The sequence below is a fragment of the Burkholderia sp. AU33545 genome (assembly GCF_020419685.1).
GTDB classification, from domain to species: Bacteria; Pseudomonadota; Gammaproteobacteria; order Burkholderiales; family Burkholderiaceae; genus Burkholderia; species Burkholderia diffusa.
On sequence record NZ_JAIZRQ010000003.1, the window covers coordinates 479,980 to 505,723 of the forward strand.

22 protein-coding genes are annotated in these 25,744 nt (G+C 64.3%); 17 read left to right on the top strand and 5 right to left on the bottom strand.

The genetic code is table 11. From position 1 onward, the window contains the following. Positions 1-660: 660 nt before the first annotated feature. The 7 genes from glnH to LGM71_RS12270 all read left to right on the top strand — a co-directional run bounded on the left by glnH (position 661) and on the right by LGM71_RS12270 (position 7,097). On the top strand, positions 661-1,413 hold the full coding sequence (gene glnH / locus LGM71_RS12240) for a glutamine ABC transporter substrate-binding protein GlnH (protein ID WP_059507215.1): 753 nt from the start codon (positions 661-663) through the stop codon (positions 1,411-1,413). 15 nt (positions 1,414-1,428) lie between these two features. Next, positions 1,429-2,136 (top strand): glutamine ABC transporter permease GlnP, encoded by a 708-nt coding sequence (glnP, locus tag LGM71_RS12245; protein WP_174919890.1) that lies wholly within the window; start codon positions 1,429-1,431, stop codon positions 2,134-2,136. Beyond that, the gene (gene glnQ / locus LGM71_RS12250; protein WP_059237091.1) at positions 2,133-2,861 is read left to right on the top strand and encodes a glutamine ABC transporter ATP-binding protein GlnQ; all 729 of its coding nucleotides are present in this window, start codon (positions 2,133-2,135) and stop codon (positions 2,859-2,861) included. Before glnP ends, glnQ begins: the two co-directional genes overlap by 4 nt. A gap of 20 nt (positions 2,862-2,881) precedes the next feature. Beyond that, positions 2,882-3,931, top strand: a complete 1,050-nt coding sequence (locus LGM71_RS12255) for a C45 family autoproteolytic acyltransferase/hydolase (RefSeq protein WP_226114958.1) — start codon at positions 2,882-2,884, stop codon at positions 3,929-3,931. 15 nt (positions 3,932-3,946) lie between these two features. Next, on the top strand, positions 3,947-5,281 hold the full coding sequence (locus LGM71_RS12260; RefSeq protein ID WP_226114959.1) for an aspartate aminotransferase family protein: 1,335 nt from the start codon (positions 3,947-3,949) through the stop codon (positions 5,279-5,281). 25 nt (positions 5,282-5,306) lie between these two features. Next, complete coding sequence (locus LGM71_RS12265) at positions 5,307-5,861, top strand: carboxymuconolactone decarboxylase family protein (RefSeq protein ID WP_059679148.1); 555 nt, start codon at positions 5,307-5,309, stop codon at positions 5,859-5,861. Positions 5,862-6,284: 423 nt separating this feature from the next. Continuing rightward, positions 6,285-7,097, top strand: a complete 813-nt coding sequence (locus LGM71_RS12270; RefSeq protein ID WP_226114960.1) for an extensin — start codon at positions 6,285-6,287, stop codon at positions 7,095-7,097. A gap of 114 nt (positions 7,098-7,211) precedes the next feature. On the opposite strand, the gene ahpF is transcribed toward LGM71_RS12270, so the two are convergent. Together ahpF and ahpC are read right to left on the bottom strand one after the other, a co-directional pair. After that, complete coding sequence (gene ahpF / locus LGM71_RS12275) at positions 7,212-8,810, bottom strand: alkyl hydroperoxide reductase subunit F (protein WP_226114961.1); 1,599 nt, start codon at positions 8,808-8,810, stop codon at positions 7,212-7,214. A gap of 125 nt (positions 8,811-8,935) precedes the next feature. Continuing rightward, positions 8,936-9,499: an alkyl hydroperoxide reductase subunit C gene (ahpC, locus tag LGM71_RS12280; RefSeq protein WP_059607791.1), complete on the bottom strand. Its 564-nt coding sequence runs from the start codon at positions 9,497-9,499 to the stop codon at positions 8,936-8,938. Positions 9,500-9,819: 320 nt separating this feature from the next. On the opposite strand from ahpC, the gene LGM71_RS12285 reads away from it, so the two are divergent. From LGM71_RS12285 to LGM71_RS12295, 3 genes are read left to right on the top strand one after another with little or no spacing between them, the layout of a single operon-like run. Continuing rightward, the gene (locus LGM71_RS12285; protein ID WP_226114962.1) at positions 9,820-10,776 is read left to right on the top strand and encodes an ABC transporter substrate-binding protein; all 957 of its coding nucleotides are present in this window, start codon (positions 9,820-9,822) and stop codon (positions 10,774-10,776) included. A 1-nt stretch (position 10,777) separates the two neighbouring features. Continuing rightward, entirely contained in the window at positions 10,778-12,082 is a 1,305-nt protein-coding gene (locus tag LGM71_RS12290) for a dicarboxylate/amino acid:cation symporter (RefSeq protein WP_124900556.1), read from the top strand. A 10-nt stretch (positions 12,083-12,092) separates the two neighbouring features. Then, positions 12,093-12,794 carry an aspartate/glutamate racemase family protein gene (locus LGM71_RS12295; protein ID WP_226114963.1) on the top strand — a complete coding sequence of 234 codons (702 nt, stop codon included), beginning with the start codon at positions 12,093-12,095 and terminating at the stop codon, positions 12,792-12,794. A gap of 215 nt (positions 12,795-13,009) precedes the next feature. On the opposite strand, the gene LGM71_RS12300 is transcribed toward LGM71_RS12295, so the two are convergent. Continuing rightward, positions 13,010-13,903, bottom strand: a complete 894-nt coding sequence (locus tag LGM71_RS12300; RefSeq protein WP_226114964.1) for a LysR substrate-binding domain-containing protein — start codon at positions 13,901-13,903, stop codon at positions 13,010-13,012. Between the two features lie 177 nt (positions 13,904-14,080). Between LGM71_RS12300 and LGM71_RS12305 the strand changes: the two genes are divergently transcribed. The 3 genes from LGM71_RS12305 to LGM71_RS12315 are packed head-to-tail and all read left to right on the top strand — an operon-like array spanning position 14,081 to position 17,047. Then, a complete protein-coding gene (locus LGM71_RS12305) occupies positions 14,081-15,247 on the top strand; it encodes a branched-chain amino acid ABC transporter substrate-binding protein (RefSeq protein WP_226114965.1) in 1,167 nt (388 codons plus the stop codon). A 17-nt stretch (positions 15,248-15,264) separates the two neighbouring features. Further along, positions 15,265-15,804, top strand: a complete 540-nt coding sequence (locus tag LGM71_RS12310; protein WP_226114966.1) for an L-2-amino-thiazoline-4-carboxylic acid hydrolase — start codon at positions 15,265-15,267, stop codon at positions 15,802-15,804. Further along, positions 15,797-17,047, top strand: coding sequence for a Zn-dependent hydrolase (locus LGM71_RS12315; RefSeq protein ID WP_226114967.1), 1,251 nt, complete (start codon positions 15,797-15,799; stop codon positions 17,045-17,047). Before LGM71_RS12310 ends, LGM71_RS12315 begins: the two co-directional genes overlap by 8 nt. Positions 17,048-17,074: 27 nt before the next feature. Here the strand turns inward: LGM71_RS12315 and LGM71_RS12320 are convergent, their stop codons facing one another. Next, the gene (locus LGM71_RS12320; protein ID WP_226114968.1) at positions 17,075-17,554 is read right to left on the bottom strand and encodes a GNAT family N-acetyltransferase; all 480 of its coding nucleotides are present in this window, start codon (positions 17,552-17,554) and stop codon (positions 17,075-17,077) included. Positions 17,555-18,420: 866 nt separating this feature from the next. On the opposite strand from LGM71_RS12320, the gene LGM71_RS12325 reads away from it, so the two are divergent. The 4 genes from LGM71_RS12325 (at position 18,421) to LGM71_RS12340 (ending at position 24,580) form a co-directional block, all read left to right on the top strand. Beyond that, complete coding sequence (locus tag LGM71_RS12325; protein WP_226114969.1) at positions 18,421-21,609, top strand: T6SS effector BTH_I2691 family protein; 3,189 nt, start codon at positions 18,421-18,423, stop codon at positions 21,607-21,609. Beyond that, the gene (locus tag LGM71_RS12330; protein ID WP_226114970.1) at positions 21,609-22,433 is read left to right on the top strand and encodes a DUF6708 domain-containing protein; all 825 of its coding nucleotides are present in this window, start codon (positions 21,609-21,611) and stop codon (positions 22,431-22,433) included. Before LGM71_RS12325 ends, LGM71_RS12330 begins: the two co-directional genes overlap by 1 nt. A gap of 250 nt (positions 22,434-22,683) precedes the next feature. Next, complete coding sequence (locus LGM71_RS12335; RefSeq protein ID WP_226114971.1) at positions 22,684-23,520, top strand: DUF6708 domain-containing protein; 837 nt, start codon at positions 22,684-22,686, stop codon at positions 23,518-23,520. Between the two features lie 250 nt (positions 23,521-23,770). Continuing rightward, positions 23,771-24,580: a DUF6708 domain-containing protein gene (locus tag LGM71_RS12340; RefSeq protein WP_226114972.1), complete on the top strand. Its 810-nt coding sequence runs from the start codon at positions 23,771-23,773 to the stop codon at positions 24,578-24,580. A gap of 117 nt (positions 24,581-24,697) precedes the next feature. Here the strand turns inward: LGM71_RS12340 and LGM71_RS12345 are convergent, their stop codons facing one another. Further along, positions 24,698-25,534, bottom strand: coding sequence for a c-type cytochrome (locus LGM71_RS12345; RefSeq protein ID WP_226114973.1), 837 nt, complete (start codon positions 25,532-25,534; stop codon positions 24,698-24,700). Positions 25,535-25,744: the final 210 nt, after the last annotated feature.

Sequence of the window (25,744 nt, forward strand, 5' to 3'; positions counted from 1 at the left end):
GGGGGCGCCCGCGCGGGCCTGGCGCGCGGGCTCGCTTTGCACCGCCCGCGCCGCGCGCGTGACTGTCGTTGGATGCGGGCGCAACGATCTTCGCGAGCGGGAACGGCGGGTTGGCCGTCGCGGCGCCTGCGCGCGCTCGAGAAGGAGCCGGTGTCGCTCGCGGTACACGCCGTTCGTTGAGCCTCGCCGGCGGTGGCCGGCATCACGATCGCCGCGGTGTCGGTGCGCAAGGGGCCTTCCGGTCGCGCCGAATGACCGGGCGTGCGCCCGTCCGATCATGCGGCGGCGCACACCATCGTTGTCGTCGCGCGCGAGCCGGCACGGCGACACGTCCACCCGCCGCGGTGACGGCCGCCCCACACGTTCCCCGCTTCCACGCCATTGCCGCCTCGCCGCGCGGCGCAATCCCGCAGCACATTCCCGCCGCAGCTGCCGCACGCCCGTCCGCGCACACCTTTCCTCCGATCGATCCCGTCCGTCCGGCTCGGGTTTCTCTCAATGCATTTTTCTGTTGAGTATTTTTTTGTTGTCGTAGTATCCGTGTTGACAACACTTGTTGCACTACGGTTTAATTCAACATCGCATGTTGCGGTGCGGCTTGATGTCGTCGTTCCCCGGCCAGCCGGCCGGTCACATCGCTCAACCATGCGGAGAAAAGTCATGAGTCGCCGTTCCTTCCTGAAAGCCGTCGCGGTGGTTGCCGCGCTCGGCGCCAGCATCGCGCACGCGGATACCAAGACGCTCGTCGTCGGGACCGATACGTCGTTCATGCCGTTCGAGTTCAAGCAGGGCGACAAGTACGTCGGCTTCGATCTCGACTTGTGGGCGGAGATCGCAAAGGACCAAGGCTGGAAATACACGATCCAGCCGATGGATTTCGCCGGCCTGATCCCGGCGCTGCAGACCCAGAACATCGACGTCGCGCTGTCGGGGATGACCATCAAGGAAGAGCGGAAGAAGGCGATCGACTTCTCCGCGCCGTACTACGACAGCGGCCTGGCAGCGATGGTGCAGACCGACAACACGACGATCAAGTCGATCGACGACCTGAACGGCAAGGTGATCGCCGCGAAGACGGGCACCGCGACGATCGACTGGATCAAGGCGCACCTGAAGCCGAAGGAGATCCGCCAGTTCCCGAACATCGACCAGGCGTACCTCGCGCTCGAGGCCGGCCGCGTCGACGCGGCGATGCACGACACGCCGAACGTGCTGTTCTTCGTGAACAACGAGGGCAAGGGCAAGGTGAAGGTCGCGGGCCAGCCGGTCAGCGGCGACAAGTACGGGATCGGTTTCCCGAAGGGCAGCGCGCTCGTGCCGAAGGTCAACGCGTCGCTCGTGAAGATCCGGGCCGACGGCCGCTACGCGCAGATCTACAAGAAGTGGTTCGGCGCCGAGCCGCCGAAGATGTGAGCGTGACGGCACAGCATGGCGCGGCCGGGTGGCCGCGCCGGTCTTGAATCGGACGGGGAGCGACACGTGAATTTCGATTGGTCTGCGATCTGGGCGGCGTTGCCGGACCTGATGGACGGGGTCCGGTTGACGGTGTTCATCGCATTTTTCGGGCTGGTGGGCGGATTCGTCGTCGGGATGATCGCGGGCATGTTCCGCGCATACGGACCGAAGGCGATGAACGTGCTCGCACAGGTTTATATTGAACTGATCCGCGGCACGCCGATCGTCGTGCAGGTGATGTTCCTGTACTTCGCGTTGCCGCTGCTCGCGCATATCCGGATCGACGGCCTGACGGCCGCGATCATCGCGATCACGGTGAATTCGGGCGCGTATCTCGCGGAGGTGGTGCGCGGCGCGCTGCTGTCGATCCCGAAGGGGCTGACGGAAGCGGGGCTCGCGATGGGCCTGTCGATGCCGCGCGTGCTGCTGAAGGTGGTCGGGCCGCTTGCGTTCCGGCGCCTGATTCCGCCGCTCGGCAACCAGTGCATCGTGAGCCTCAAGGACACGTCGCTGTTCATCGTCATCGGCGTCGGCGAATTGACGCGCAAGGGGCAGGAAATCATTGCCGGCAATTTCCAGGCGGTCGAGATCTGGACCGCGGTGGCTGTCATCTACCTGCTGCTGACCGGCGCGATGACGCTGACGCTTCGGCTCGTCGAAAAGAGGATGCGGATCTTATGAGCATGATCGAATTCCAGAACGTGTCGAAGAGCTTCGGCCATGTGCCGGTGCTGAAGCATATCGACCTGAAGATCGACGCGGGCGAGGTGGTCGTCGTGATCGGTCCGTCGGGCTCGGGCAAGTCGACGATGCTGCGCTGTATCAACGCGCTCGAGAAAATCACCGGCGGCGAGCTGCTGGTCGACGGCCAGAGCGTGCGCGGCAACGCGACGACGATCCGCAACATCCGGCTCGAAGCGGGCATGGTGTTCCAGCAGTTCAACCTGTTTCCGCAGATGACCGCGCTCGAGAACGTGATGTTCGGGCCGATCCAGGTGCGCGGTGCGTCGCGTGCCGATGCGCGCGACCAGGCGATGGCGCTGCTCGACAAGGTCGGCCTCGAATCGCGCGCGAATCATTACCCGTCGGAGCTGTCGGGCGGCCAGCAGCAGCGCGTCGCGATCGCACGCGCGCTCGCGATCCGGCCGCGGCTGATGCTGTTCGACGAGCCGACGTCGGCGCTCGATCCGGAATTGCGCCACGAAGTGCTGAAAGTGATGCAGGATCTCGCGACCGAAGGGATGACGATGATCGTCGTCACGCACGAGATCGGCTTCGCGAAGCGGGTCGGCACGCGGTTGCTGTTCATGGATCAGGGCGGCATCGCCGAGGACGGCCATCCGGTCGACCTGATCGACCGGCCGCCGACCCCGCGCCTGAAGGAATTCCTGAAACACGTATCCTGAACGAAACTGAACCATCCGACATGCCGCTTTCCCTGTCTCCCGTCATCGCCGGCGCGCCGTTCGACATCGGCGTGCGCCTCGGCGAGCTTGCCCGCCCCGTGTTCGATGCGTACATGCAGCAGAGCAGCGCATGGCAGGCCGTTCGCCGCTGGCGCGGCCATCCGTTCGTGGCCGCGCTGCGGCAGGCCGCGCTGGCCGCGTACCCGGAACTCGTCGCGGAGCTGGACGGGATCGCGGCAGGCGTCGGCTGGCCGGCCGAGGACGTCTTTCTGTGGAACTGCCGCGGCGAACTGATCCATCACGCGCCGGACGGCTGCACGACGCTCGCCGGACGCGACGCGCACGGCACGCGCTGGATCGCGCACAACGAGGACGGCGATCCGTACCTGCGCGAGCGCTGTCTGCTGGTCGACGTGCAGCCGCAGGGCAAGCCGGGCTTCATCAGTTTCTATTACCCGGGCTCGCTGCCCGGGCATACGTTCGCCGCGAACCGTGCCGGCATCGCGCAGGCGATCAACAACTTGCGGATCCGCACGCCGGCGGCCGGCGTGCCGCGGATGATCCTCGCGCGCGCCGTGCTCGACGCGACGTCGCTCGATGCGGCCGCCGACGTGCTGCGCACGCATGCGCGCGCAAGCGGCTTTCACCACACGCTCGGCGCAACCGGCGATACGCGGCTCCTGAGCATCGAGGCGAGCGTCGCGCGCTGTTCGGTCGTCGAAGTCGCGCGTCTTGCCGGTCACGCGAATCATCTCGTGCATCCGGGATGCGGGGACGAAGCGCAGATCGTCACGCAATCGTCCGGTGATCGTCAGCGGCGGGTCGATGCGCTGACGCCGGGCATCGACGCGATCGACGAAGCCGCGCTGCTGCGCGTGCTCGGCGACCGCGCACCGCAAGGGCTGCCGATCTATCGCGACGATCCGGCCGACCCCGACGATGAAAACACGCTGGCGACCGCCGTGTTCGCGATTCGCGACACCGCGATCGACTTCGCCATTCACCAGCACGGCACGCAGCGCTTCGCGACGCGCATCGTGCCGCCCGCGCACGCGCGCAGCGCGTCCTGATCCATGAGGCAACGCATGACGACCGTTTTTCATCGCGCTCCACGCGCCACCTTGCCCGTCGCCGTCGCAGGCGACGGCATCGAGATCATCGATTCGACCGGCAAACGCTACATCGACGCGTGCGGCGGCGCGGCCGTATCGTGTCTCGGCCACAGCAACCAGCGCGTGATCGATGCGATCAAGCGGCAGGTGCAGCAACTGCCGTACGCGCATACGTCGTTCTTCACGACCGACGTGGCGGAAGAGCTGGCCGACAGGCTCGTCGAGGCCGCGCCGGCCGGTCTCGAACACGTGTATTTCGTGTCGGGCGGATCCGAGGCGATCGAAGCCGCACTGAAGCTGGCGCGCCAGTATTTCGTCGAGAAGGGCGAGCCGCAGCGTCGCCATTTCATCGCACGTCGCCAGAGCTATCACGGCAACACGCTCGGCGCGCTCGCGATCGGCGGCAACGCATGGCGGCGCGAACCGTTCCTGCCGCTGCTGATCGAAGCCCATCACGTGAGCCCGTGCTACGCGTATCGCGACCAGCAGGCGGGCGAAACCGACGAAGCCTATGCGCAGCGCCTGGCTGACGAGCTGGAGCAGAAGATCGTCGAACTCGGTGCGGAAAACGTCGCGGCATTCGTCGCGGAAACGGTGGTCGGCGCGACGGCCGGCGCGGTGCCGCCGGTGCGTACCTACCTGAAGAAGATTCGCGCGGTGTGCGACAAGTACGGCGTGCTGTTGATCCTCGACGAAATCATGTCGGGGATGGGGCGCACCGGATACCTGTTCGCGTGCGACGAAGATGGCGTCGCGCCCGACCTGCTGACGATCGCGAAAGGCCTCGGCGCAGGGTACCAGCCGATCGGCGCGACGCTGGTGAGCGATCGCATCTACCGGACGATCGTCGACGGATCGGGTTTCTTCCAGCACGGCCACACGTATCTCGGTCATGCAACGGCCTGCGCGGCCGCGCTCGAGGTGCAGCGCGTGATCGCCGAGGAGAAGCTGCTCGACAACGTGAAGGTGCGCGGCGAGCAACTGCGTGCGTCGCTGCGCGAGCATTACGGTGCGCATCCGCATGTCGGCGACGTGCGCGGCCGCGGGCTGTTCGTCGGCGTCGAGCTCGTGCGCGATCGCGACAGCAAGGCGACGTTCGATCCCACGCTGAAGCTGCATGCGGCGGTCAAGCGTGAGGCGATGCAGCGCGGCCTGATGGTGTATCCGATGGGCGGTACGATCGACGGCGTGCACGGCGATCACATCCTGATCGCACCGCCGTTCGTCTGCACCGCGCAGCAGATCGACACGATCGTCGAACGGCTGTCCGACGCGATCGATGCGGCGCTCGCATCGGCCGGCGCGTGAACCACGACCTCACCCAATCCTCACCATGACCGACAGACTGCCTCCCTTCGATCCCGCATCGGCCACCGACGAGCAGAAGGCCGTGCTCGCCGACATTCTCAGCGGCCCGCGCGGCAACCTGAACGGGCCGTTCCTCGGCTGGATCGCGAGTCCCGAACTCGCGCAGCACGCGCAGCGGCTCGGCGCGTTCTGCCGCTATCGCACGGGTTTGCCGTTGCGCCTGTCGGAGCTCGCGATTCTCGTGACGGCCGCGCGCTGGCGCTCGCAGGCCGAGTGGCACATCCACCATCCGATCGCGCTCGATGCCGGTGTGCCGGCCGCCACGGCCGATGCGATCCGCCGTGGCGTCGAGCCGGCGTTCGAATCGGACGACGATGCGCTGATCCATGCGTTCGCGACCGAGCTGTATGACACGCGGCGCGTGAGCGACGCGACGTTCGCGCGCGCGCAGGCGCGTTTCGGCCATGAGACCGTCGTGAACCTCGTCGCGCTGCTCGGCTATTACGCGCTCGTGGCGATGACGCTCAACACGTTCGGTATGCGCGCGGACGGCCAAACTGATCTACCGTTTCCGGAATAATCGCCGCTTGCGCGTGCGTCGGCGGCCCGCCGCGCGCGCGTTCCGATTGCGTCGAAAAGCCGGTCTGTACGGGATTTTTGGCGTGTTGGCACAGGCTGAGTGGCATCCTCGCGACGTCTTGCCGACGCACGTCGCACCGCCTGCACTTCGGCGCAGGAAGTTTCCCCCGTGCCGTCCGATGAAATATCGCCGCGCGCAACGCATCAACGACGCGGGCGACCACACGGGCGGGCTCAATCGTGCATTCAAGTGCCCGTGTGTGCGATTCGCGATGTCGAACCGTCTGACGATAGGGCGGCGCGGTGTTGCAAGTCCTCGCCGCTCTGGGGTCGACATCAATGAAACCAATTGTATTCGTGCGGGATCAGCCGCGATCGCACGCGTATGATGGCTTGTTCACGTCGATAAGATCGGTGAGCAAGCATGACTAGTACCCGTAAGACATTGATGATCGCCGGCGGCCTGCTGGTTGCCGCGGCTGGCACCGGCTACGTGATGCTCCTGCGTGCGGACCACCGCGCGATCGCGGAGGCCGGCATCGGCGACTCCGCGACCCCTGCCGCCGCCGTCACAGCGGCGAACGACGGCCACACCGCGCAAGGCGCGATCGCGCCGCCTGCGGCGGTCGCCGTCCCTTCCGCGCATATGGACGAGGCCGTCCCGCAACCAGCGGCCGGTCGGCCGGCATCCGCGGCCTCTGCGCGCACGAGCGCGGCGCCGGCATCCGCTTCCGTCGCGCCGGTCGTCGCCGCGCCGGCGCCACCGGCGAAGACGAGTGCGCCGCCGCCGACCGTCCACGTCGTGACCGTCGAGCCGGAGGATGCGACCCCGCCGAAAGCCCAGGTCGCCCAGCCGGCGAAGGCACCGGTACAAGCGGCGCAACCCGTGCAATCGACACCGCCGGTCCAGGCGACGCAGGCGGCTCGGCCGAGTCAGCAGGCGGAGCAGCCGACGCAGCGCGCGGCGCGCAAGCGCGACGGGCTCGAGCGGCACGCGGCCGCGACACCCGCGATGAAATCCGAAACGCCTGAAACCGCCGCACTCGTGCGGGAATCGGCAAAGCTCGATCCGTCGTTGCCGCCGCCGCAATACGTGGCGACGCCGGGCGCCGATCGACAGCACGCGTCGACGGGCGCGAATCCGGTTGCCGCCGCGATGACCGATCAACTGGTCAGGCAGTCGAGCAGCTTGAAGTCGACTACACCGGCGAGTGCCGGGCCCGGCGGGGCTCAGTGAGAACGGAGCGGCCGCGCTCGCGCAGCGCCGCTCGACGCCGGATGAAAAAGGGCCCCGCACGCCGACCAGGGCATGCGGGGCCAAGAGAGACTAGCCTGTGTGGTGCGTCGCGCGTTACGCGGCGATCGCCTCTTCGGCCTGCGGCGCGTCGGCGGTAGCCGGCGTCGCGTCTTGCCGGATCAGGTGATCGAACGCGCCGAGCGATGCCTTCGCGCCTTCGCCCACCGCGATCACTATCTGCTTGAACGGCACCGTCGTCACGTCGCCGGCGGCAAACACGCCCGGCACCGACGTCGCACCGCGCGCATCGACGACGATCTCGCCATGCTTCGACAGTTCGATCGCGCCTTTCAGCCATTCGGTGTTGGGCACGAGGCCGATCTGCACGAACACGCCTTCGAGATCGACGCGCTTCGTTTCACCCGAACGCAGATCCTTGTAGACGAGCCCGTTCAGCTTGCTGCCGTCGCCGGTCAGCTCGGTCGTCTGTGCCTGCGTGACGATCGTCACGTTCGGCAGGCTGCGCAGCTTGCGCTGCAGCACTTCGTCCGCGCGCAGTTGCGCGCCGTATTCGATCAGCGTGACTTCCTTCACGATGCCGGCCAGATCGATCGCGGCCTCGACGCCCGAGTTGCCGCCGCCGACCACCGCGACGCGCTTGCCTTTGAACAACGGGCCGTCGCAGTGGGGGCAGTATGCGACGCCACGGTTGCGGTATTCGCGCTCGCCCGGCACGTTGATTTCGCGCCAGCGCGCGCCGGTCGCGAGAATGATCGTCTTCGCCTTCAGCACCGCGCCGTTCGCGAGGCGGATCTGGTGCACGTCGCCCGGAATCAGCGCGTCGGCGCGTTGCACGTCCATGATGTCGACGTCGTACTGCTTCACGTGCTGCTCGAGCGCCGTGGCGAACTTCGGTCCCTCCGTTTCCTGCACCGACACGAAGTTCTCGATCGCCATCGTGTCGAGCACCTGGCCGCCGAAGCGCTCGGCGACGACGCCCGTCGCGATGCCCTTGCGCGCCGAGTAGATCGCGGCGGCCGCACCGGCCGGGCCGCCACCGACGATCAGCGTGTCGAACACCGGCTTGTTCTCGAGCGACTTCGCTGCGCGGGCGCTCGCGCCCGTGTCGAGCTTCGCGAGGATTTCCTTCACGCTGCTGCGGCCCTGGCCGAACGATTCGCCATTCAGGAACATCGTCGGCACGGCCATGATCTGGCGCGCTTCGACCTCGTTCTGGAACAATGCGCCGTCGATCGCGACGTGGCGAATGCGCGGGTTGATCAGCGACATCACGTTCAGCGCCTGCACGACTTCCGGGCAGTTCTGGCACGACAGCGAGAAATACGTCTCGAACGCGTAGTCGCCGTCGAGCGCGCGGATCTGTTCGATCACGTCGTCGTCGAGCTTGAGCGGATGGCCGCCCGTCTGCAGCAGCGCGAGCACGAGCGACGTGAATTCATGGCCCATCGGGATGCCGGCGAAGCGGATGCCGGCCGGCTTGCCGGGTTCGCCGATCGAGAACGACGGCTTGCGCTCGGCATCGTCGCGGCGTTCGGTTACGGTCACGCGCGACGTCAGCGACGCAATCTCGTTCAGCAGCGCAAGCAGTTCCTGCGATTTCGCGCTGTCATCCAGCGACGCGACGAGTTCGATCGGGCGCGTGATCTTTTCGAGGTACGCCTTCAGTTGGTTCTTGAGACTGGCGTCGAGCATGGCGTTTCGGATTCCGTATTGATGATGCTGGTCGGGCACGTCGTGCCGGAGAAGGACGCGGGCCGCACGAAACGGCCCGCATTCGCGTGACGCGCGCGCCTCGTGCGAGGCGCGCGGCGCGATCGTCAGATCTTGCCGATCAGGTCGAGCGACGGGGTCAGCGTCTCCGCACCCGGCGTCCACTTGGCCGGGCACACTTCACCCGGGTGTGCTGCGATGTATTGCGCGGCCTGCACCTTGCGCAGCAGTTCGCCTGCGTCGCGGCCGATGCCATTGTCGTGGATTTCGCACAGCTTGATCTCGCCTTCCGGGTTGATCACGAACGTGCCGCGCAGCGCCATCCCTTCTTCCTCGATCAGCACGTCGAAGTTGCGCGACAGCGTGAGCGTCGGGTCGCCGATCATCGGGTACTTGATCTTTCCGATCGTCTCCGACGTGTCATGCCATGCCTTGTGCGTGAAGTGCGTATCGGTCGACACGCCGTAGATTTCGACACCCAGCTTCTGGAATTCCGCGTAGCGGTCGGCGAGGTCGCCCAGCTCGGTCGGGCAGACGAACGTGAAGTCGGCCGGGTAGAACACGACGACGGACCACTTGCCCTTGAAGTTCTCTTCGGACACGGGCACGAAATCGCCGTTGTGGTATGCGGTTGCCTTGAACGGTTTGATTTGGGTGTTGATGATCGGCATCTTGCGAGTTCCTTTGCTTGGGTGTTGATGAAGTGTTGCCAGTATCCGGGTTCACCCCTGGCTTGTGAAATTGCTTGTATTAATCCGCGGCATCGGGAATTTCTATCTGCTTCCGGCCCCGTCGCGGTGGGCCGTCCGTCCGGCCCGTGCCATCCGGGCCGGGCCTTCCGGCGGATTTCGGCCGGCCGGCGCTTCTGACACATTGGGCGTGCGGGAGGGCGCGGCGCCGGGCGACGGCGACGCACCCCGCGCAAGGGCCCGGCGCCCGTTCGGCACGAACGGTTGCGCGGTCGTCAGACACTCTCCGTCCCACTGCCGCCATGAATCTCTTTTCCGGACGCGCGATGCGTGCACTGCCTGCATGGTTCCGCGAGATCGTTCCCGAGGGGCGCTGCCTGCATCGGCTCTTGCGCGGTGCGGCCTGCGTACTCGTGACCGTGTCGTGCGCCGCGCCGGCGCTCGCCCTCGATGCCTCCGCGCCGGCCGCGACGGCGACGCCGGCCACCACGTCGACCGGGCTCGTGCAGATGCCCGACGGCCGGCTGCTCGCGCCCGAGTTCGCCCGCATCGTCACGCGCGGCACGCTCGTCGTCGCGGTGCTCGGCGTCGATCAGCCGCCGTTCTTCATGTCGCGCAACGGCGCATTGGCGGGCGTCGACATCGATCTCGCCGACGAACTCGCGAAAAAGCTCGGCGTGTCCGTGCAGTTCGACCGCGATGCGCGCACCTTCGACGACGTCGTTCAGCTGATCGCGACCGGGCAGGCCGACGTCGCGATCAGCAAGCTGTCGCGCACGTTGCCGCGTGCGCAGGTGGTCCGCTTCAGCACGCCGTACATCAACCTGCGGCGCGCGCTGTTGATCAACCGCGTCAGCTTCGCGGAACTCGCGAAAGGGCGCCCGCTGCCGGAAGTCGTGCGCGATTACCGCGGCACGATCGGCGTCGTCGCCGGGTCGGCCTACGCGGAATACGTGCGCACCGACTTCCCGGCTGCGCGGGTGCGTACCTACCCGAGCTGGCCGGCGACGCTCGACGCACTGAACGCCGGCGCGGTCACGGCCGTGTATCGCGACGAACTCGCGATCAAGCTCGTGATGCAGGACGACCCGACCGCGCCGATCCGCTTGCGCGTCGCGACCTTCGACGACCTCACCGACGCGCTTGCCGTCGGCGTGCCGGTGTCCACGCCGACGCTGCTCGCGTTCGTCAATCAGTTCCTGGCCGAGCGCAGCAGGCGGCTCGACGTGAAATCCTTGCTCGACGCGATGGGCCGCTGACATGAACATGGACGAGAACATCAGGATCATGCCCCGCGTCGCGCGGCTGCATGCGCTCGCGATCCATCCGTTGACGGTGTTCGGCAGCCTCGCGCTCGGGATCATGGCCGGCGTGCTGTGGCCGGCCGCCGCGCCGAAGTTCGACTACGTGGGCCAGGTGTACGTCGGCCTGCTGAAGATGACGGCGCTGCCATTCATGACGGCCGCCGTGATCTTCAGCCTGCAGCGACTGCTGCGCGATGGCAGCGCGTCGGATCTCGTGATGCGCGTGATCGCGATCTTCGGCTGCGCGTCGGTGTTCGTCGTGGCTGTCGGCGCGGTCGTTCTGGTCGCGATGCGGCCGGGCGAGCATCTGTCGAACGCGACGCTGAAGGCGTTCGGCGCGCTGGTCGGCAGCGACGGTGCGGCGAGCGACACCGTGATGACGCTGTACGGCACCGATCCCGCGGAGAAGTCGTCGGGCCTTGCCGACATGCTGATCGCGCTGGTGCCCGGCAACTTCTTCGCGGCGCTCGCGAGCGGCGACACACTGAAGGCGCTGGTGTTCTCGCTGTTCTTCGGCTTCGCATCGGGACGCGTGCCGGCGAGCATCTCGGCGGCGCTGAGCCAGACGCTGGAGACCGTCTATTTCACGTGCCAGAAGATCATGCACTGGCTCGCGTATCCGACGCCGATCGTGCTGTTCTGCGGCGGCGCCGCACAGATCGGCACGTCGGGATTCGGGCCGCTCGAGGCGATGGTCCGCTTCGTCGCCGCGTTCGCCGTCGTCGCGCTCGTGCTGATCGCGGCCTCGATCGTCGTGATCTGGAAGCGCTCGGGCGCGACGCTGGCCGAGACGCTCGCCGGGTTGCGCACGCCGTTCGCGATGGCGCTCGCCACGCGCAGCAGCGTGGCGTGCATGCCGAGCATGATCGAATGCCTGGCCGACGGCTTCGGCTTTGCCCGCGCGCGCGTCGAGTTGGTCGTTCCACTTGCCGTGTCGCTGCTGCGCGTCGGGCCGATGGTTTATTACGCGAGCGCGACGCTGTTCGTCGCACAACTCTACGAACGGTCGCTCGGCCCCGGCGAGCTTTGCGTCGTGCTGGTCGCGTCGGTGCTCGCCGGATTCGCGTCGACGGGCACGTCGGGCGTCGTGACGGTGTCGCTCGCCGGCATGGTGTGCGCGGCGCTGCACCTGCCGTTCGAGGCCGCGTTGGTGTTGTTCGCGGCGATCGATCCGTTTTGCGAAATATTTCGGACGCTGTTGCTGGTGATCGGCAACTCGGCTGTCGTATCCGCGATCTGCGCGCGGCCGCCGCGCGCGTGAAGGAGGCATCATGGCACTCGTCGGCGTACTGGGCGGAATGGGGCCGCTGGCCACGGTCGACTTCATGCATCGCGTGATTTGCCTGACACGCGCGCGCTGCGACCAGGAGCACCTGCCGATGATCGTCGCGAACCTGACGCGAACGCCCGATCGCTCGTGCGCGATCATCGACGGCGGGACCGATCCGCTGCCGGCGCTGCTCGATGGCATCGCGCTGCTGAACCGCTGCGGCGTCGACGTGATCGCGATTCCGTGCAATTCGGCGCATCACTGGTATGCACCGCTGCGCGAACACAGCGCGGCGCCGATTCTGCATATCGTCGATGCGTCGGTGGCCGCGTTGCCCGCAGGCGTGCGGCGCGTCGCGGTGCTCGCCACGGGCGGCACGCTGGTGTCGGGCTTTTACCAGGCGGCACTGCGTGCACGCGGGTTCGAGCCGGTGATGCCGGGCGTGGCCGCGCAGCGCGATATTGCCGCGTGCATTGCGGCGGTCAAGGCGGGGAAGATCGCTGCGTCCGTGCGGTGCCTCTCGCGCGCGCTCGAGGCACTGGCAAGACGGGACGTGGGCGTCGCGGTGATGGGCTGCACGGAAATTCCGATCGCGGCGCGCGCGTTGCCCGATGCACCGTTCGCGCTGGTCGACAGCACGCAGGAGCTGGCGCGCGCGACGGTCGCCCATGCGGTCGAGCGCGGATGGGGGCGGGCGGTGTGACGCAACGGCGGGCGGCGGTACGCGCGACGCACCGCGCCCGCGAGATCCGACAGGGTGCGCGCACGTCGGGTTCGATGACGGGGATGGCCCACATGTCGCGCGATACGCGCAGCAGGCGGTTCACTTGCGTGGATGCCCGGACGATCGCATCGGACAAGCGGATGCGGCGCGCCTTGTGAATCGTGCGAAGGCCCGCCTGCGAGCGGCCCGCGCGCTTATGCAGCCATCCGCCTGAGCCATTCAGCCAGCCGTCTCGCGCCGTCCGGCATGTCCGAATCCTCGCGCGTGCACAGGTAGTAGTCGCGCCCGTCGTCGAGCGCGTGGTCGAACAGCTTCACGAGTTCGCCGCTCGCCAGTTCGCGCTGGACCAGCGGCGCGCGCAGCAGCGCCGCGCCGAGATCCGCGCGCGCCGCGCTCAGCGTCAGTTGGCCGTCCTCGAACATCGGTCCCACCGCGTGCGACACGTGCCGCACGCCGGCGCCCTGCAGCCAGTTGACCCAGGCGCTGCGATCCTCGTCGTGCACGAGCGGCGCCCGCGCGAGATCGGCCGGTGTGCGGAACGGCCCGTGGCGTTTCAGGAACGACGGGCTGCACATGGGCACCATCGCGCCCGGCAGCAGCCGCTCGCAGCGGTAGCCGGGCCAGTCGCCGGTGCCGAAGCGGATCGACAGGTCGGACGCGTCGCTTCGATAGTTGCGGTGATGCGCATACAGCACGGTCACGTCGACATCGGTGTTGTCGGCGAGGAACGCGTGCAGCCGCGGAATGAACCAGCCGATACCGAGCAGCGGAATCAGGCTGATCGTGATCTGCCGCAGCGACGACCGGTCGCGCACGAAGCGCGTCGCGCTGCGCAGCACCGAGAACGCGGCGCTGATCGAGCGGTAGTAGTCGCGCCCCTCGTCGGTGAGCGCGAGCAGCCTGCCTTCGCGCACCGTCAGCGGCGTCTGGATGAACGCTTCGAGCAGCTGCAGCTGGTGGCTCACCGCGGACGGCGTGATGTCGAGCTCGTGCGCCGCCGCGGTGACCGAGCCGAGACGCGCGAATGCCTCGAACGCGCGGACGGCGCGTAGCGGTGGATCGTGAGGCAATTGTTCGATATTTTTCATGTGTCGAATTTTATCGAAAAATCAGGGTGAACCACAACACGAAAATATCCCGTATTTACAGGGAATTACGTTATTGTGTCGGGAATGGCATAAGCATCCAACAATTGAGTATTTGGGGTGCTGATGATGAATATTTAATATTTTTCATGTCTTGAGCCAAATCACCGATCCCCGCACATGAAAATCGCTTTTCTCCCCGCCGGCCTCGCATTCTCCGCGGCCGCGCTGATCGCCGCCGCTCCCGCCTACGCGCAGTCCGCGCCGCAGACCATCCTGATCGGTCTCGCCGCGCCGCTCACCGGCCCGTCCGCGCGGATCGGCAAGGACTTGCAGAACGGCGCGCAGCTTGCGATCGACGACGCGAACGCGAAGCATCCGAGCATCGGCGGCAAGCCGGTCGTCTACAAGCTCGTCGCGGCGGACGATCAATCCGATCCGCGCACGGCCGTCGCGGTCGCGCAGCAGCTCGTCGACCAGCACGTGATCGGCGTCGTCGGTCACTGGAACACGGGCTGCAGCGTGCCGGCGTCGCGCATCTACCGCGATGCGGGCATTCCGCAGATCGCGCCGGCGTCCACCGGCCACCCGTACACGCAGCAGGGCTACGCGACGGCCTTCCGGATCATGGGTCACGACGATGCGGGCGGTAACTTCACCGGCGCCTATGCGGTGAAGACGCTGAAGGCGAAACGCATCGCGGTGATCGACGATCGCACGTCGTTCGGCGCAGGGCTCGCCGACCAGTTCATCAAGGGCGTGCAGGCGAACGGCGGCACGATCGTCGATCGCCAGTACGTGAACGACAAGACGACCGACTTCAGCGGCGTGCTGACCGCGATCAAGGGCAAGCGCGCGGATCTCGTGTTCTTCGGCGGGCTCGACGCGCAGGCCGCGCCGATCGCGCGCCGGATGCGCCAGCTCGGCGTGAACGCGCCGCTGCTCGGCGCGGGCGGCTTCGTGAGCCAGACGTTCCTGTCGCTCGCGGGCAAGGACGGCGACGGCGTGACGGCACTCGAACCGGGCTTGCCGCTCGACCGGATGCCGGGCGGCAAGGCGTTCGACACGCAGTACCGCGCACGCTTTCACGCGCCGATCGAGCTGCACGCCCCGTTCGCGTACGACGCGGCTGCCACGCTGATCGCGGCCGCGCAGAAGGCCGGCACGACGCAGCCGGCGAAGCTGGTCGCGGCCGTGCACGCGATCGACCGGTCCGGCGTGACCGGACGGGTCGCGTTCGACGCCGAAGGCAATCTGAAGGACCCGGCATTCACGATCTACCAGGTGCGCGGCGGCAAGTGGACCGTCGTCGACGTGCTCGGCGGCGCGCACCCCGCAACGAAATGACGACGGAGACGAATCCCATGACCAACACGACACATGCATCCACGGCGGCACCCGAGGACACGCGGCTCGGCATCCTCGCGCGGCGCCGCATCGAAGCGGAAATCATCAAGCCGATCTACGAGATCATGAAGCGCGAATTCGGCGCCGAGCGCGCGCAGGCCGTGATCGCGGAAGCCGTGCGCGGCGCGGCCGTCGACGCGGGCCGCACGTTTGCCGCGCAGGAGCCCGGCGGCACGAGCGTGCGATCGTTCGTCGCGCTGCAGGTGCTGTGGGAGAAGGACGATGCGCTCGAGGTCGAGGTGCATCGCGCGGACGATGCGCACTACGACTACGACGTGCATCGCTGCAGCTACGCGGAGATGTATCACGCGATGGGGCTCGGCGAGATCGGCCACCTGCTGAGCTGCGCGCGCGACAGCTATTTCATCCAGGGCTATGCGCCGGACATCGCACTCACGCGCACGAGCACGATCATGCAGGGCGGCAAGCGCTGCGATTTCCGTTATGCGTTGCAGGCGGCGCCGCGCGACGATGCCCCGGAGGCCGGCAATGCGTGACGATCTCGCGGACGCGCCGCGCGTCGACGGCGCGCGGCTGTGGGCGTCGCTCGAACGGATGGCGCAGATCGGCGCGACGCCGAAGGGCGGCGTCTGCCGTCTCGCGTTGACCGACCTCGATCGCGAGTCGCGCGACCTGTTCGTGCAATGGGCGCAAGACGCCGGCTGCACGGTGCGCGTGGACCGGATGGGCAACGTGTTCGCGCGCCGCGCGGGCCGCAATCCCGACGCCGCGCCGGTCATGACCGGATCGCACGCCGATTCGCAGCCGACCGGCGGCCGCTACGACGGCATCTACGGCGTGCTCGGCGGCCTCGAGGTCGTGCGCGCGCTGAACGATGCGGGCATCGAGACCGAGCGCCCGATCGACGTCGTGATCTGGACCAACGAGGAAGGTTCGCGCTTTGCGCCGGCGATGATATCGGCCGGCGTGTTCGCGGGCGTCTATCCGCTCGAATACGGGCTGTCGCGCACCGACGGCGCAGGCAGGACGATCGGCGAGGAACTCGCGCGAATCGGCTACGCGGGTGCCGAGCCCGTCGGCGGCTATCCGGTGCATGCGGCGTACGAGCTGCATATCGAACAGGGCGCGATTCTCGAACGGGCCGGCAAGACGATCGGCGTCGTGACGGCCGGGCAGGGGCAGCGCTGGTACGAGGTGACGCTGACGGGCGTCGACGCGCACGCGGGCACGACGCCGATGGAATTCCGGCGCGACACGCTGGTGGGTGCCGCGCGGATGATCGAATTCGTCGATGCGCTCGGTCGTCGCCATGCGCCGCACGCGCGCGCGACGGTCGGGATGATCGAGGCGCGGCCGAATTCGCGCAACACGGTGCCGGGCGGCTGCTTCTTCACGGTCGAGTTTCGTCATCCTGACGATATGGTGCTCGACGAGCTCGATACGGCGCTGCGTGCGGAACTGGCGCGCGTCGCGGCCGAAGCCGGCCTCGGTGCGCGGATCGAGCAGATCTTCACGTACCCGCCGGTGCCGTTCGCGCCGCGCTGCATCGACGCGGTGCGCGATGCGGCCCAGGCGCTCGGGCTGCCGCACATGGACATCGTGTCCGGCGCGGGTCACGACGCGTGCTACATCGCGCGCGTCGCGCCGACCGGCATGATCTTCGTGCCGTGCGTCGACGGCCTGAGCCATAACGAGGCCGAGGCGATCACGCCGGAATGGTCGGCGGCGGGCGCCGACGTGCTGCTGCGCGCGGTGTTGCGGAGCGCGCAGGAAGCCTGATCTCGACGGGCGAGGGGTGTGGTTATGTCAGGTCTGTGTGGGCCGATGATCGAGGCGAAGGCGCATCACATGGAATGCTGTATCGGTGCGCCCCGGCATCGTCATCTGCGACCCATCGGACACGAAGCCGAGCTTTTCATAGAACCGGTAAGCCGATTCGCGCGCGGTGTACCACACCAGTTCCGCACCGTGCGCTTGCGCGTGCCTGACGGCAATCCGCACCAGCAGGCTTCCGAAGCCCAATCCGCGAACCTCGGACCGTACGGCCATGCCCCTGAGTCGCCACGCGGCGTGAGCAGGATCGTCGTCGCGACGCTCTTCGCATAACGACGCGACGGCGATGATGCCCGCCGGATTGCGTATCGCGAGATGTAGTGTCGTCGCCGCGTGATCGCCGGGCAGTTCGCAAGCGTCCAGGTTGCCGTTCAGCAGGATCGCGGCTCTAAGCGGGTAGGTCTGTTCGGCTTGTGTCAGCGAAATGCTGAATAGCGTGTCGTGTGTCGCCATGTGTCGTCCTGTTGTTACCACGATGCCTTGACGCGCATTCCGCCCGGGATGCTCGTTGTCGGCGGGACGGGTGATCGCGCTCGCACCTTCACTTCAAATTGGCATCGGATTTTGGGTCTTCCCCGGTTCCATTTTCTCAAACGTTGGCATCCGCGGAAAAGCGCAACGACTATTCCTCGATTGGAAGAGCGTACATGCTGGCGTGTGTGGTCTGCGAACAATCCGTCGAGTGATCAGCCGCGCCACGATCCGGGGAGCCACGGAAGCCGTCACCGTGGAATGCTCGTTTCCGACCATTGCGTGGAGGCGACCGAGGTCGGCAAAACTGAATGTGCCTGTTCCCGACGATCTATCAGAGGGCTATTTTGAGATGTTTATTGCAGATAGCATCTGACAAATTGTCAGTGGATGCCGGTCAGTATGTCGAAGAACTTATTACTTGGATACTTCATGGAGAGGCGTTTTCTTGCAGTGGGGTATCAAGGCACGCCCGTGGCGTGATGTATCAGGCTTCCGCGTTGCACGGCGCTACCGCGCTGTCACGCAACGCTACGTATTCGATCGCTACGCGAAGGCGTGTTTGTCACGAGCGCGTGACGGAACGGCTTCCTGGCGGGGTATGGCCTGGCTCGCGGCGATCGATGGTTCGCCGTGCCCGTTAGCCGACGGTTCGGTTCCGCGGGGCATGTGCTGTTTCGAACTACATCGTTCGATCGTCCACTCCAAACTCGAGCGGTTCCCGATCGTGCGCGATGCGATCGATGGGGCCGTGCGCAGCCGATCTCCGTTGGGGGATCAATTCGAAAGCATGTGCGACACGGCGAAGGTGCGAATCGTATCCGCCCCGGGCATAAGGAGATTTCGTAGTGGCCGTTTCCCCTCAACTGAACGAATGCGCGAAGCAGACTGCGCAATGCAATCCGGGCGCGTGCAAGGCGTGTAAGCGCACGGGTATCCCGGTTCTGCCGTTGCGCCGCGCGGTGACGCCGATTTTCGGCAAGCGTCCGATGTCGATGGAAGCGTCCGGTTTCAACGAAAGGTTGCGCATGCTGCGCGCGGGTTACGTGTATGTGCTGCTCGACGGGAAGGTCTGGCAGGCATACCAGGTGACCTATCAGGGCGCGCTGCGTCAGTTCGACCCACTGCAAGCGCCTCCTTTCGATGCGGACGGCGCTATCCCGCCGCTTCCGGAAAGCTGCATCGGCAACGGCGACGAAGTGGCGGCTGCGTTCCTGAACATTGGGGGCGGCTACAAGAAAGCGCAGGTTGCATTCGCAAACGATTGCTGGCCGAAGGAAGTGCTGGACGCATATCGAACCGGCAAGTCGCCGATGTCGCGCTTTGCGACTTATGACATCGCAAAGCTGAAGGCGGATCCCTCGAGTGCCGGGAGCGACGCCGACAGCAGGGCGATGGGGCTGTCTCAGATGACGGAGCTCAGTTCGAAGGTCTGGGAGTTCGTGCCGGATTCGGTGGATTTCCAGAGTGCGCACGGCTTTTATGCGCGCGCGCATCGAGCGGCGGCGATGCAGGCGTTCGTGACGTCGAGCATTGCGAAGTATCAATTCCAGAAAGGCGTGCCGGTGTTGGTCCTGCAGGATCCGGTCGGGATGGTGCAGGAATACAACAGCCTGCGCGCTTACTGGATGCGGGCGCTCCGGGAGTACGCGGCCGATCCCATGAGGCAGTACAGGCTCTTTACGTCTCAGGCGTTGCTGGAACTGAAGAAGGTAGAGGCGGGATGGGCGCAGCAGGAAGGTAAGGCAGCCGCGCAGGCGGAAGTAGAACGGGTCAAGGATTGGAATGCGAATCCGGTGCTGGCGAGCAAGGCAGCGTTACCGCCTGTCAACGTGGATCGGGTCGCCGCGCAAGTGACGAGACAGAACACGAAGAATTATCACCAGCGGCTGGAAGACGTGTACGACGAGAAGGAGCGCAAGAAGTTTCAGACCGAGTACGACAACGCGATCAAGCATTACGAAGCGCAAATCGATGCGTTCGGCAAGCGCTGGGCTGTCTGGTGCGGGTCGGAGAGCTGGATGAGACAGTGCGAGCACGATTACGACGGTGAGAACCTGAAGTCGGGATCGTGCCATGCATACGCGAACATGCTGGCCAACTGTGTCGCAGGGGGCCCGTCTGGCGCCCCTGCCAAGCTCGATCCGAAGGATCCGAAGAAGCCGCCGCAGTTGATTGACGAGACGCAAAAGCGGTGGGAAATCTGGCTGAACGATCGGAACAGTCCGGTCTACAAGGCATTGGCGGCGAAGAACAAACACTTCCTCGCCGATCTGTTGCCGGATTCCGATGGGCTGAACGATTCCGGCAAGGTGTATACGGCAATTCGCCACGCGTTCGAGAGCAAGGATGTCGGCGAAGCATTTCTGCAGGCGAAGATCCAGCACGCGGCCGGAGTACTGCTGATGGCGGTGAACAGCGCTGCGATCGGCCTGTCGAGGAATCTGTCCGACGACGTGTCGTTGCGGGTTCGGAACTTGAATATCGGCTGCATGTTTTTATATGAGCGCACGTTGCCGACGCGGTTCCTGGTGGAACTGACGTTGACTGAATATATGTCGAAGCTGTCGGAGACCCTGCATCAGGGAATAGAGAGCAGCGGCAAGAAAGTGCGTTCGTTGCTGCTGGGTGGCTTGATTTCGATCCCTGATCCCAAGCTTAGAAACACGGTGATCAAGGTCACGGGGTGGGCGATGGACAGCGCCGAATCCGTACATAAGACCTTGCAAGTCCTGGCGAGCAAACCGATCGGCGAAGCGCTGGCGATCGGTAGCCTGTCGATGCGATCAGTGTCGATCGTGGAGGCGTTTGATCCTGCTGCCAGGAAATTCCTCGGGACAGTGAAGATGAAAAGCGTCGATGCGGTGAAGTTTACGAGGAACACCGCGGTAACGATGCATCGGAGATCGGGGCCACAGAGCTTGCTGATTTCGGCGGTGGCTCTGTATCTGTCTTATGACAGTTTGAAAAAGTCTCTGGACGATGTGAATACGAAGGTGGGGGCGACGTATCCGGAGGCGGCGATCGGTGCGTGGTCGGCATCGGTCGGGGTACTGGCGGCTGTAACGGAGACGGTCGGGGTGTCGTTGAACGCGTTTGCGAGTGGCGCAAGGACGGCGGCGAGAGCGGGAGGAGCGTCGCGGGCGACGGTGGCGATGTTGAAGGACGTGGCGGATGTTGGTGGGAGGCTGGTCAAGGGAACGGGGATTGTGTTCGCGGCATTGTCGTTTGTGGATGCAGCGCAGGGTTACACGATGATGACGCGAGCAGGAAGGCACGGTGATGAAACATCCGGAAAAGCCTATATGTACTCAACGATCTTTTCAATTGGTGCAGGTTTAGTGGGAGTTTCTGCAGCCTATATGGGTAGTGCCTTTCTCGGGCCGCTATTAGGTTTTGGCCCATTGGGGATTGCGGTCGTTCTTGGCCTCTTGGCATATACCGCTACCAAACTAGGGCAATCTCAAGAGGCAACGCCCGTTGAACTATGGGCGCGGCGATGCGTGTTCGGAAAAAATAAAGGTCAGTTGATCTCGTGGAAAACATCGGAGCAGGCAGGCGACGCCGTTGCTGCCTTGAATTCAGCGCTGTTGGGGTTCAGTGTCGATGTGGGCTTCGAGCCCGCATGGAATACGGTGAGCAGTATGGGGGATGTCGATACCATAACAGCTAGCCACCATACATTGAACTATCGTATTGTGATCCCGAATTTCGATCCTGTACGTTCGGCTTATGCCTATACCATAACCGTGACCCGCCGTGGTGGCGGGGCGCAAGTATTGACCGCGGGCCAAAAAAATATGGAGCCGCTTGCGCGCGTCCAGCCGCCCCCTAACGGGAAATTTGACTACGAGCTCAGCACATTGGCGGCTAACACCCCAGAGCTTGCCAAGGCAGACGACTTGAAAATCGTGAGCGGGAAAATCCATCTGGTCGCTGACAGCAAAATCCACGACGTATCGATCGTGGCCCGATTCTATAAGGACCATATGGATGAATATGGTTTTGCCGAAATTACGTCTCGGGACCAGCTCTGATGGCGATTCGACCGAAACTCAATCATCCCGTGTGCGTCTGGCGGGCAGACCTACCAGGGCCAACCGATATTCAAAATGAGGAGCCAAGTCTGGATGGCTGTTCTATTAATCATTTAAGTGATATTTATTTGGAGTTGCCGCGCTCTTTATTTCAGGTCAGGGGGCTAATGTTTTTATTTAATGTTGTATTTGTGCCATTTTCTGTTTCTTTATTGTGGGGTGTGCCATATGGAGGAGGGGCGGAAACTTTTATTATTTGGATTGCTTGTTGGTTGATTTTCATTTGGTCTGTATTTGTGACGCTCCGCTCTGATATATCCCCTCCACGCGATCTTCCTCTACGTTTCAACCGCTTGCGCCGGAAGATGTACGTGTACGAAATCGACATAGTGTGGTGGAACCCGTTCATCCGTTGGCCGATTCGTGCGGTTGCCTATGACTGGGACGACGTTCGAGCCGAAGCCTGGCTGCTACATGGTGCGATCAATGGCGGTCATACGATGAAGTGGGGTGTGGTGCTGTCGATCGTGAAGTCCGGCACGAACGAGGTAATTGATCGGTTCCAGTTGGGGGCGAAAGGGGACGGTGAAGCGGCGTGGGCGTATATCTGCACATACATGCAAGAAGGGCCCGCTGCGCTGCCTCCATCGGATGATCTGCCGCGTGACCACGACAACGAGCGCACACTCAATATCGCGTACCTCCTTGCTCCGAAGGTGAAGTGGCCCGCAGAGATGGACATTGAATCGCGGACGGCGCCAACGGAGTCGTCTTGTCGCGATCCGCTATACGGAGACTGCTCGGTGGTGGAGGGCAAGCATTGACCGCAGATTAGAAATACATCGATCTGCTGGTGAACGCCGGCCACCCCTAGTGGGAAAGCTGACCGCGAACTCAGCGCGTTGGCGGCCAGCACTCCTGTACCTGCAAGCGGGACGATCCGAAAATCGTGGACGGGAGGATTCATCTCGATGCTGATAGAAAAATTGGCAATTTATCGATCACGACCTTGTTCGATAAGAACCGTATGGATGAATATGGTTTTTATGAAGTGGTAACTCAGAACCAATTGCAATGACGACTCGACCCAAGCTGAACCCACCTACGCGCGGCTGGCAGGCCGATCTGCCTGAGCCGAATGATATTCCAAATGAAGAGCCAAGTCTGGATGGCTATGCGTTCAATCATCTGGGCGGAGTTTATCTTGAATTGCCGCGTTCTTTTATGGCGGTGCGAGGGGTTATGTTTTGGCTGAATGTTATTGCTGTTCCGGCTTACATATGTTTGTTTTTTGAGGGTGGCGGGTTTTCTGATTGCAGCGGCGATTTGGCGATTTTTTTTATCGGATTGGCTGCTGCTTTTGTCGCAATTTGGACGGTGCTTTTCACTCTTCGTTTAGATATTTCTCCTCCGCGTGATCTTCCACTACGCTTCAACCGCTTGCGCCGGAAGATGTACGTGTACGAAATCGACGTAGTGTGGTGGAACCCGTTCATCCGTTGGCCGATTCGTGCGGTTGCCTATGACTGGGACGACGTTCGAGCCGAAGCCTGGCAGCAACAAGGTGCGATCAACGGCGGTCATACGATGAAGTGGGGTGTGGTGCTGTCGATCGTGAAGTCCGGCACGAACGAAGTAATTGATCGGTTCCAGTTGGGGGCGAAAGGGGACGGCGAAGCGGCGTGGGCGTATATCTGCACGTACATGCAAGAAGGGCCCGCTGCGCTGCCTCCACCGGATGATCTGCCGTTCGACCACGACAACAAGCGCACACTCAATATTGCGTACCTCCTCGCTCCGAAGGTGAAATGGCCCGCAGAGATGGACCTTGAATCGCGGACGGCGCCAACGGAGTCGTCTTGTCGCGATCCGCTAAACGGAGACTGCTCTGTGGTGGAGGGCAAGCATTGACCGCAGATTAGAAAAACATGGAGCTGCTGGCGTACACCCGGCCACCCCTAGTGGGAAGCGGACTGCGAACTCAGCGCGTTGGCGGCCAGCACTCCTGTACCTGCAAGCGGGACGATCCGAAAATCGTGGACGGGAGGATTCATCTCGATGCTGATAGAAAAATCAGCAATTTCTCGATCACGGTATTGACCTATAAGAGCCGCATGAATGAATACGGTTTTTATGAAGTAATAACTCGGAACTAGTTGCAATGACGATTCGACCCAAGCTGAACCCACCTACGCGCGGCTGGCAGGCCGACCTGCCTGAGCAAAATGATATTCCAAATGAGGAGCCAAGTCTGGATGGCTATGCGTTCAACCATCTGGACGACATCTATCTTGAATTGCCGCGGTCATTTGTGGGAATTAGGGGGATATTTTTACTGATTAATATATTTTTTGTGCCGATGCTTGTTGAATCGACTATTGATGTTTTTGATTTTGATGGCGATTGGTTGATGTTGGTCGTGATAATTGTTATAGATTTTATTTGTATTTGGGGAGTCATTTTAACTCTTCGTTTAGATATTTCTCCTCCGCGTGATTTGCCACTACGCTTCAACCGCTTGCGCCGGAAGATGTACGCGTACGAAATCGACGTAGTGTGGTGGAACCCGTTCATCCGTTGGCCGATTCGTGCGGTTGCCTATGACTGGGACGACGTTCGAGCCGAAGCCTGGCAGCTACAAGGTGCGATCAATGGCGGTCATACGATGAAGTGGGGTGTAGTGCTGTCGATCGTGAAGTCCGGCACGAACGAGGTAATTGATCGGTTCCAGTTGGGGGCGAAAGGGGACGGTGAAGCGGCGTGGGCGTATATCTGCACGTACATGCAAGAGGGGCCCGCTGCGCTGCCTCCATCGGATGATCTGCCGTTCGACCACGACAACGAGCGCACACTCAATATTGCGTACCTCCTTGCTCCGAAGGTGAAATGGCCCGCAGAGATGGACCTTGAATCGCGGACGGCGCCAACTGATCTGGTTTGCCACGAGCCAGTAATGGCTTCGAAGGAGTGACGATCTGACCCAAACTCAATCCACGCACGCGCGGTTGGCAAGCTGATATTCCGGAAACGAATGGTGCGCGGTTGATGGGCTGAGGTTGGGTACTTACGTACCCGCAAGATCTGGGTACTATTTGCCCGCCTTGCGCCGCGCCATATACGCGAGATACGCGACGATCTGGTCGAGCTCCCGGTCGCTCAGCTGATCGGGCGGAAACGCCGGCATCACGCGGCCCGGCCAGTCGCGCACCGATGCCGGGTTGCGGATGTAGCGGCGCAGCGCGGCGGGCTGGAAGTAGTCGACCGGATTCATCGGCGCGTTCAGGTCGGGGCCGGCATGGCTGCTGCCCGCGCCGTCGAGGCGATGGCACGCGAGGCATTGCGTGACGAACAGGCGCTGGCCCGCACGGGCCGGATCGTTCGCCGGCAGCGCCGGATCGACGGCGAGCGACGGCCAGCGCGCGAGCGGCGACGATTCGATCGTGATGCGCACGATCTGATACGGCCACTGCTCGCCGCGCACCGACGATGCGTCCGGCCCGAGCCAAACCAGGTAGAACGGCCCTGCGCTGACCTGCTTGCCGGGCAGCTTCGGCCACGGATGCGCCGGATCCTCGATCGCGAGCCACGCGACGGCGCTGGCCGGCGCACGGCGGCGCGCGAGATCCAGCGGCAGCTGCGCGGCGAAACCGTCGGCCGCGCGCGTTTCGAGCACGCCGTTTGCGGGAAGCGGCGTGTCGCCGAGCAGGGCGGCGAACGGCACCGCGCGGAACGTCATCGGCCGGCGGTACGCAATGTCGTGCGGCACGTGGATGTCCGTTGCGTCGACGCGCGCGAGCAGCGCCTGGCGCGTCAACACTCGAGGCGTGCCGTCGGTCTCGAGTTCGAGCGCGTCCTGCGCGGACGCGCGCGTCGCGATCAGGCACACCGTCATCAGCAACAGCGAAAACCACCGGCGCTTCAGCATTCGTTCTCCGTGGGGGCGTACCGGCGGCGGCAGGGGGCGAGCACGCGGCCGATGGATGGAATCGGGCGACAGTCTATCCGGTACGCGCGGCGCTGGCGACTTCGACGCGGGATCGGCGCAGTGGCAGGGATTGCGCCGGCCGGTGGCAGCGTGCGGGGGGCTATCCAGTTGCCCGACGCGTGCGGGATCGCGTTGCGCGATTCGGCCGGC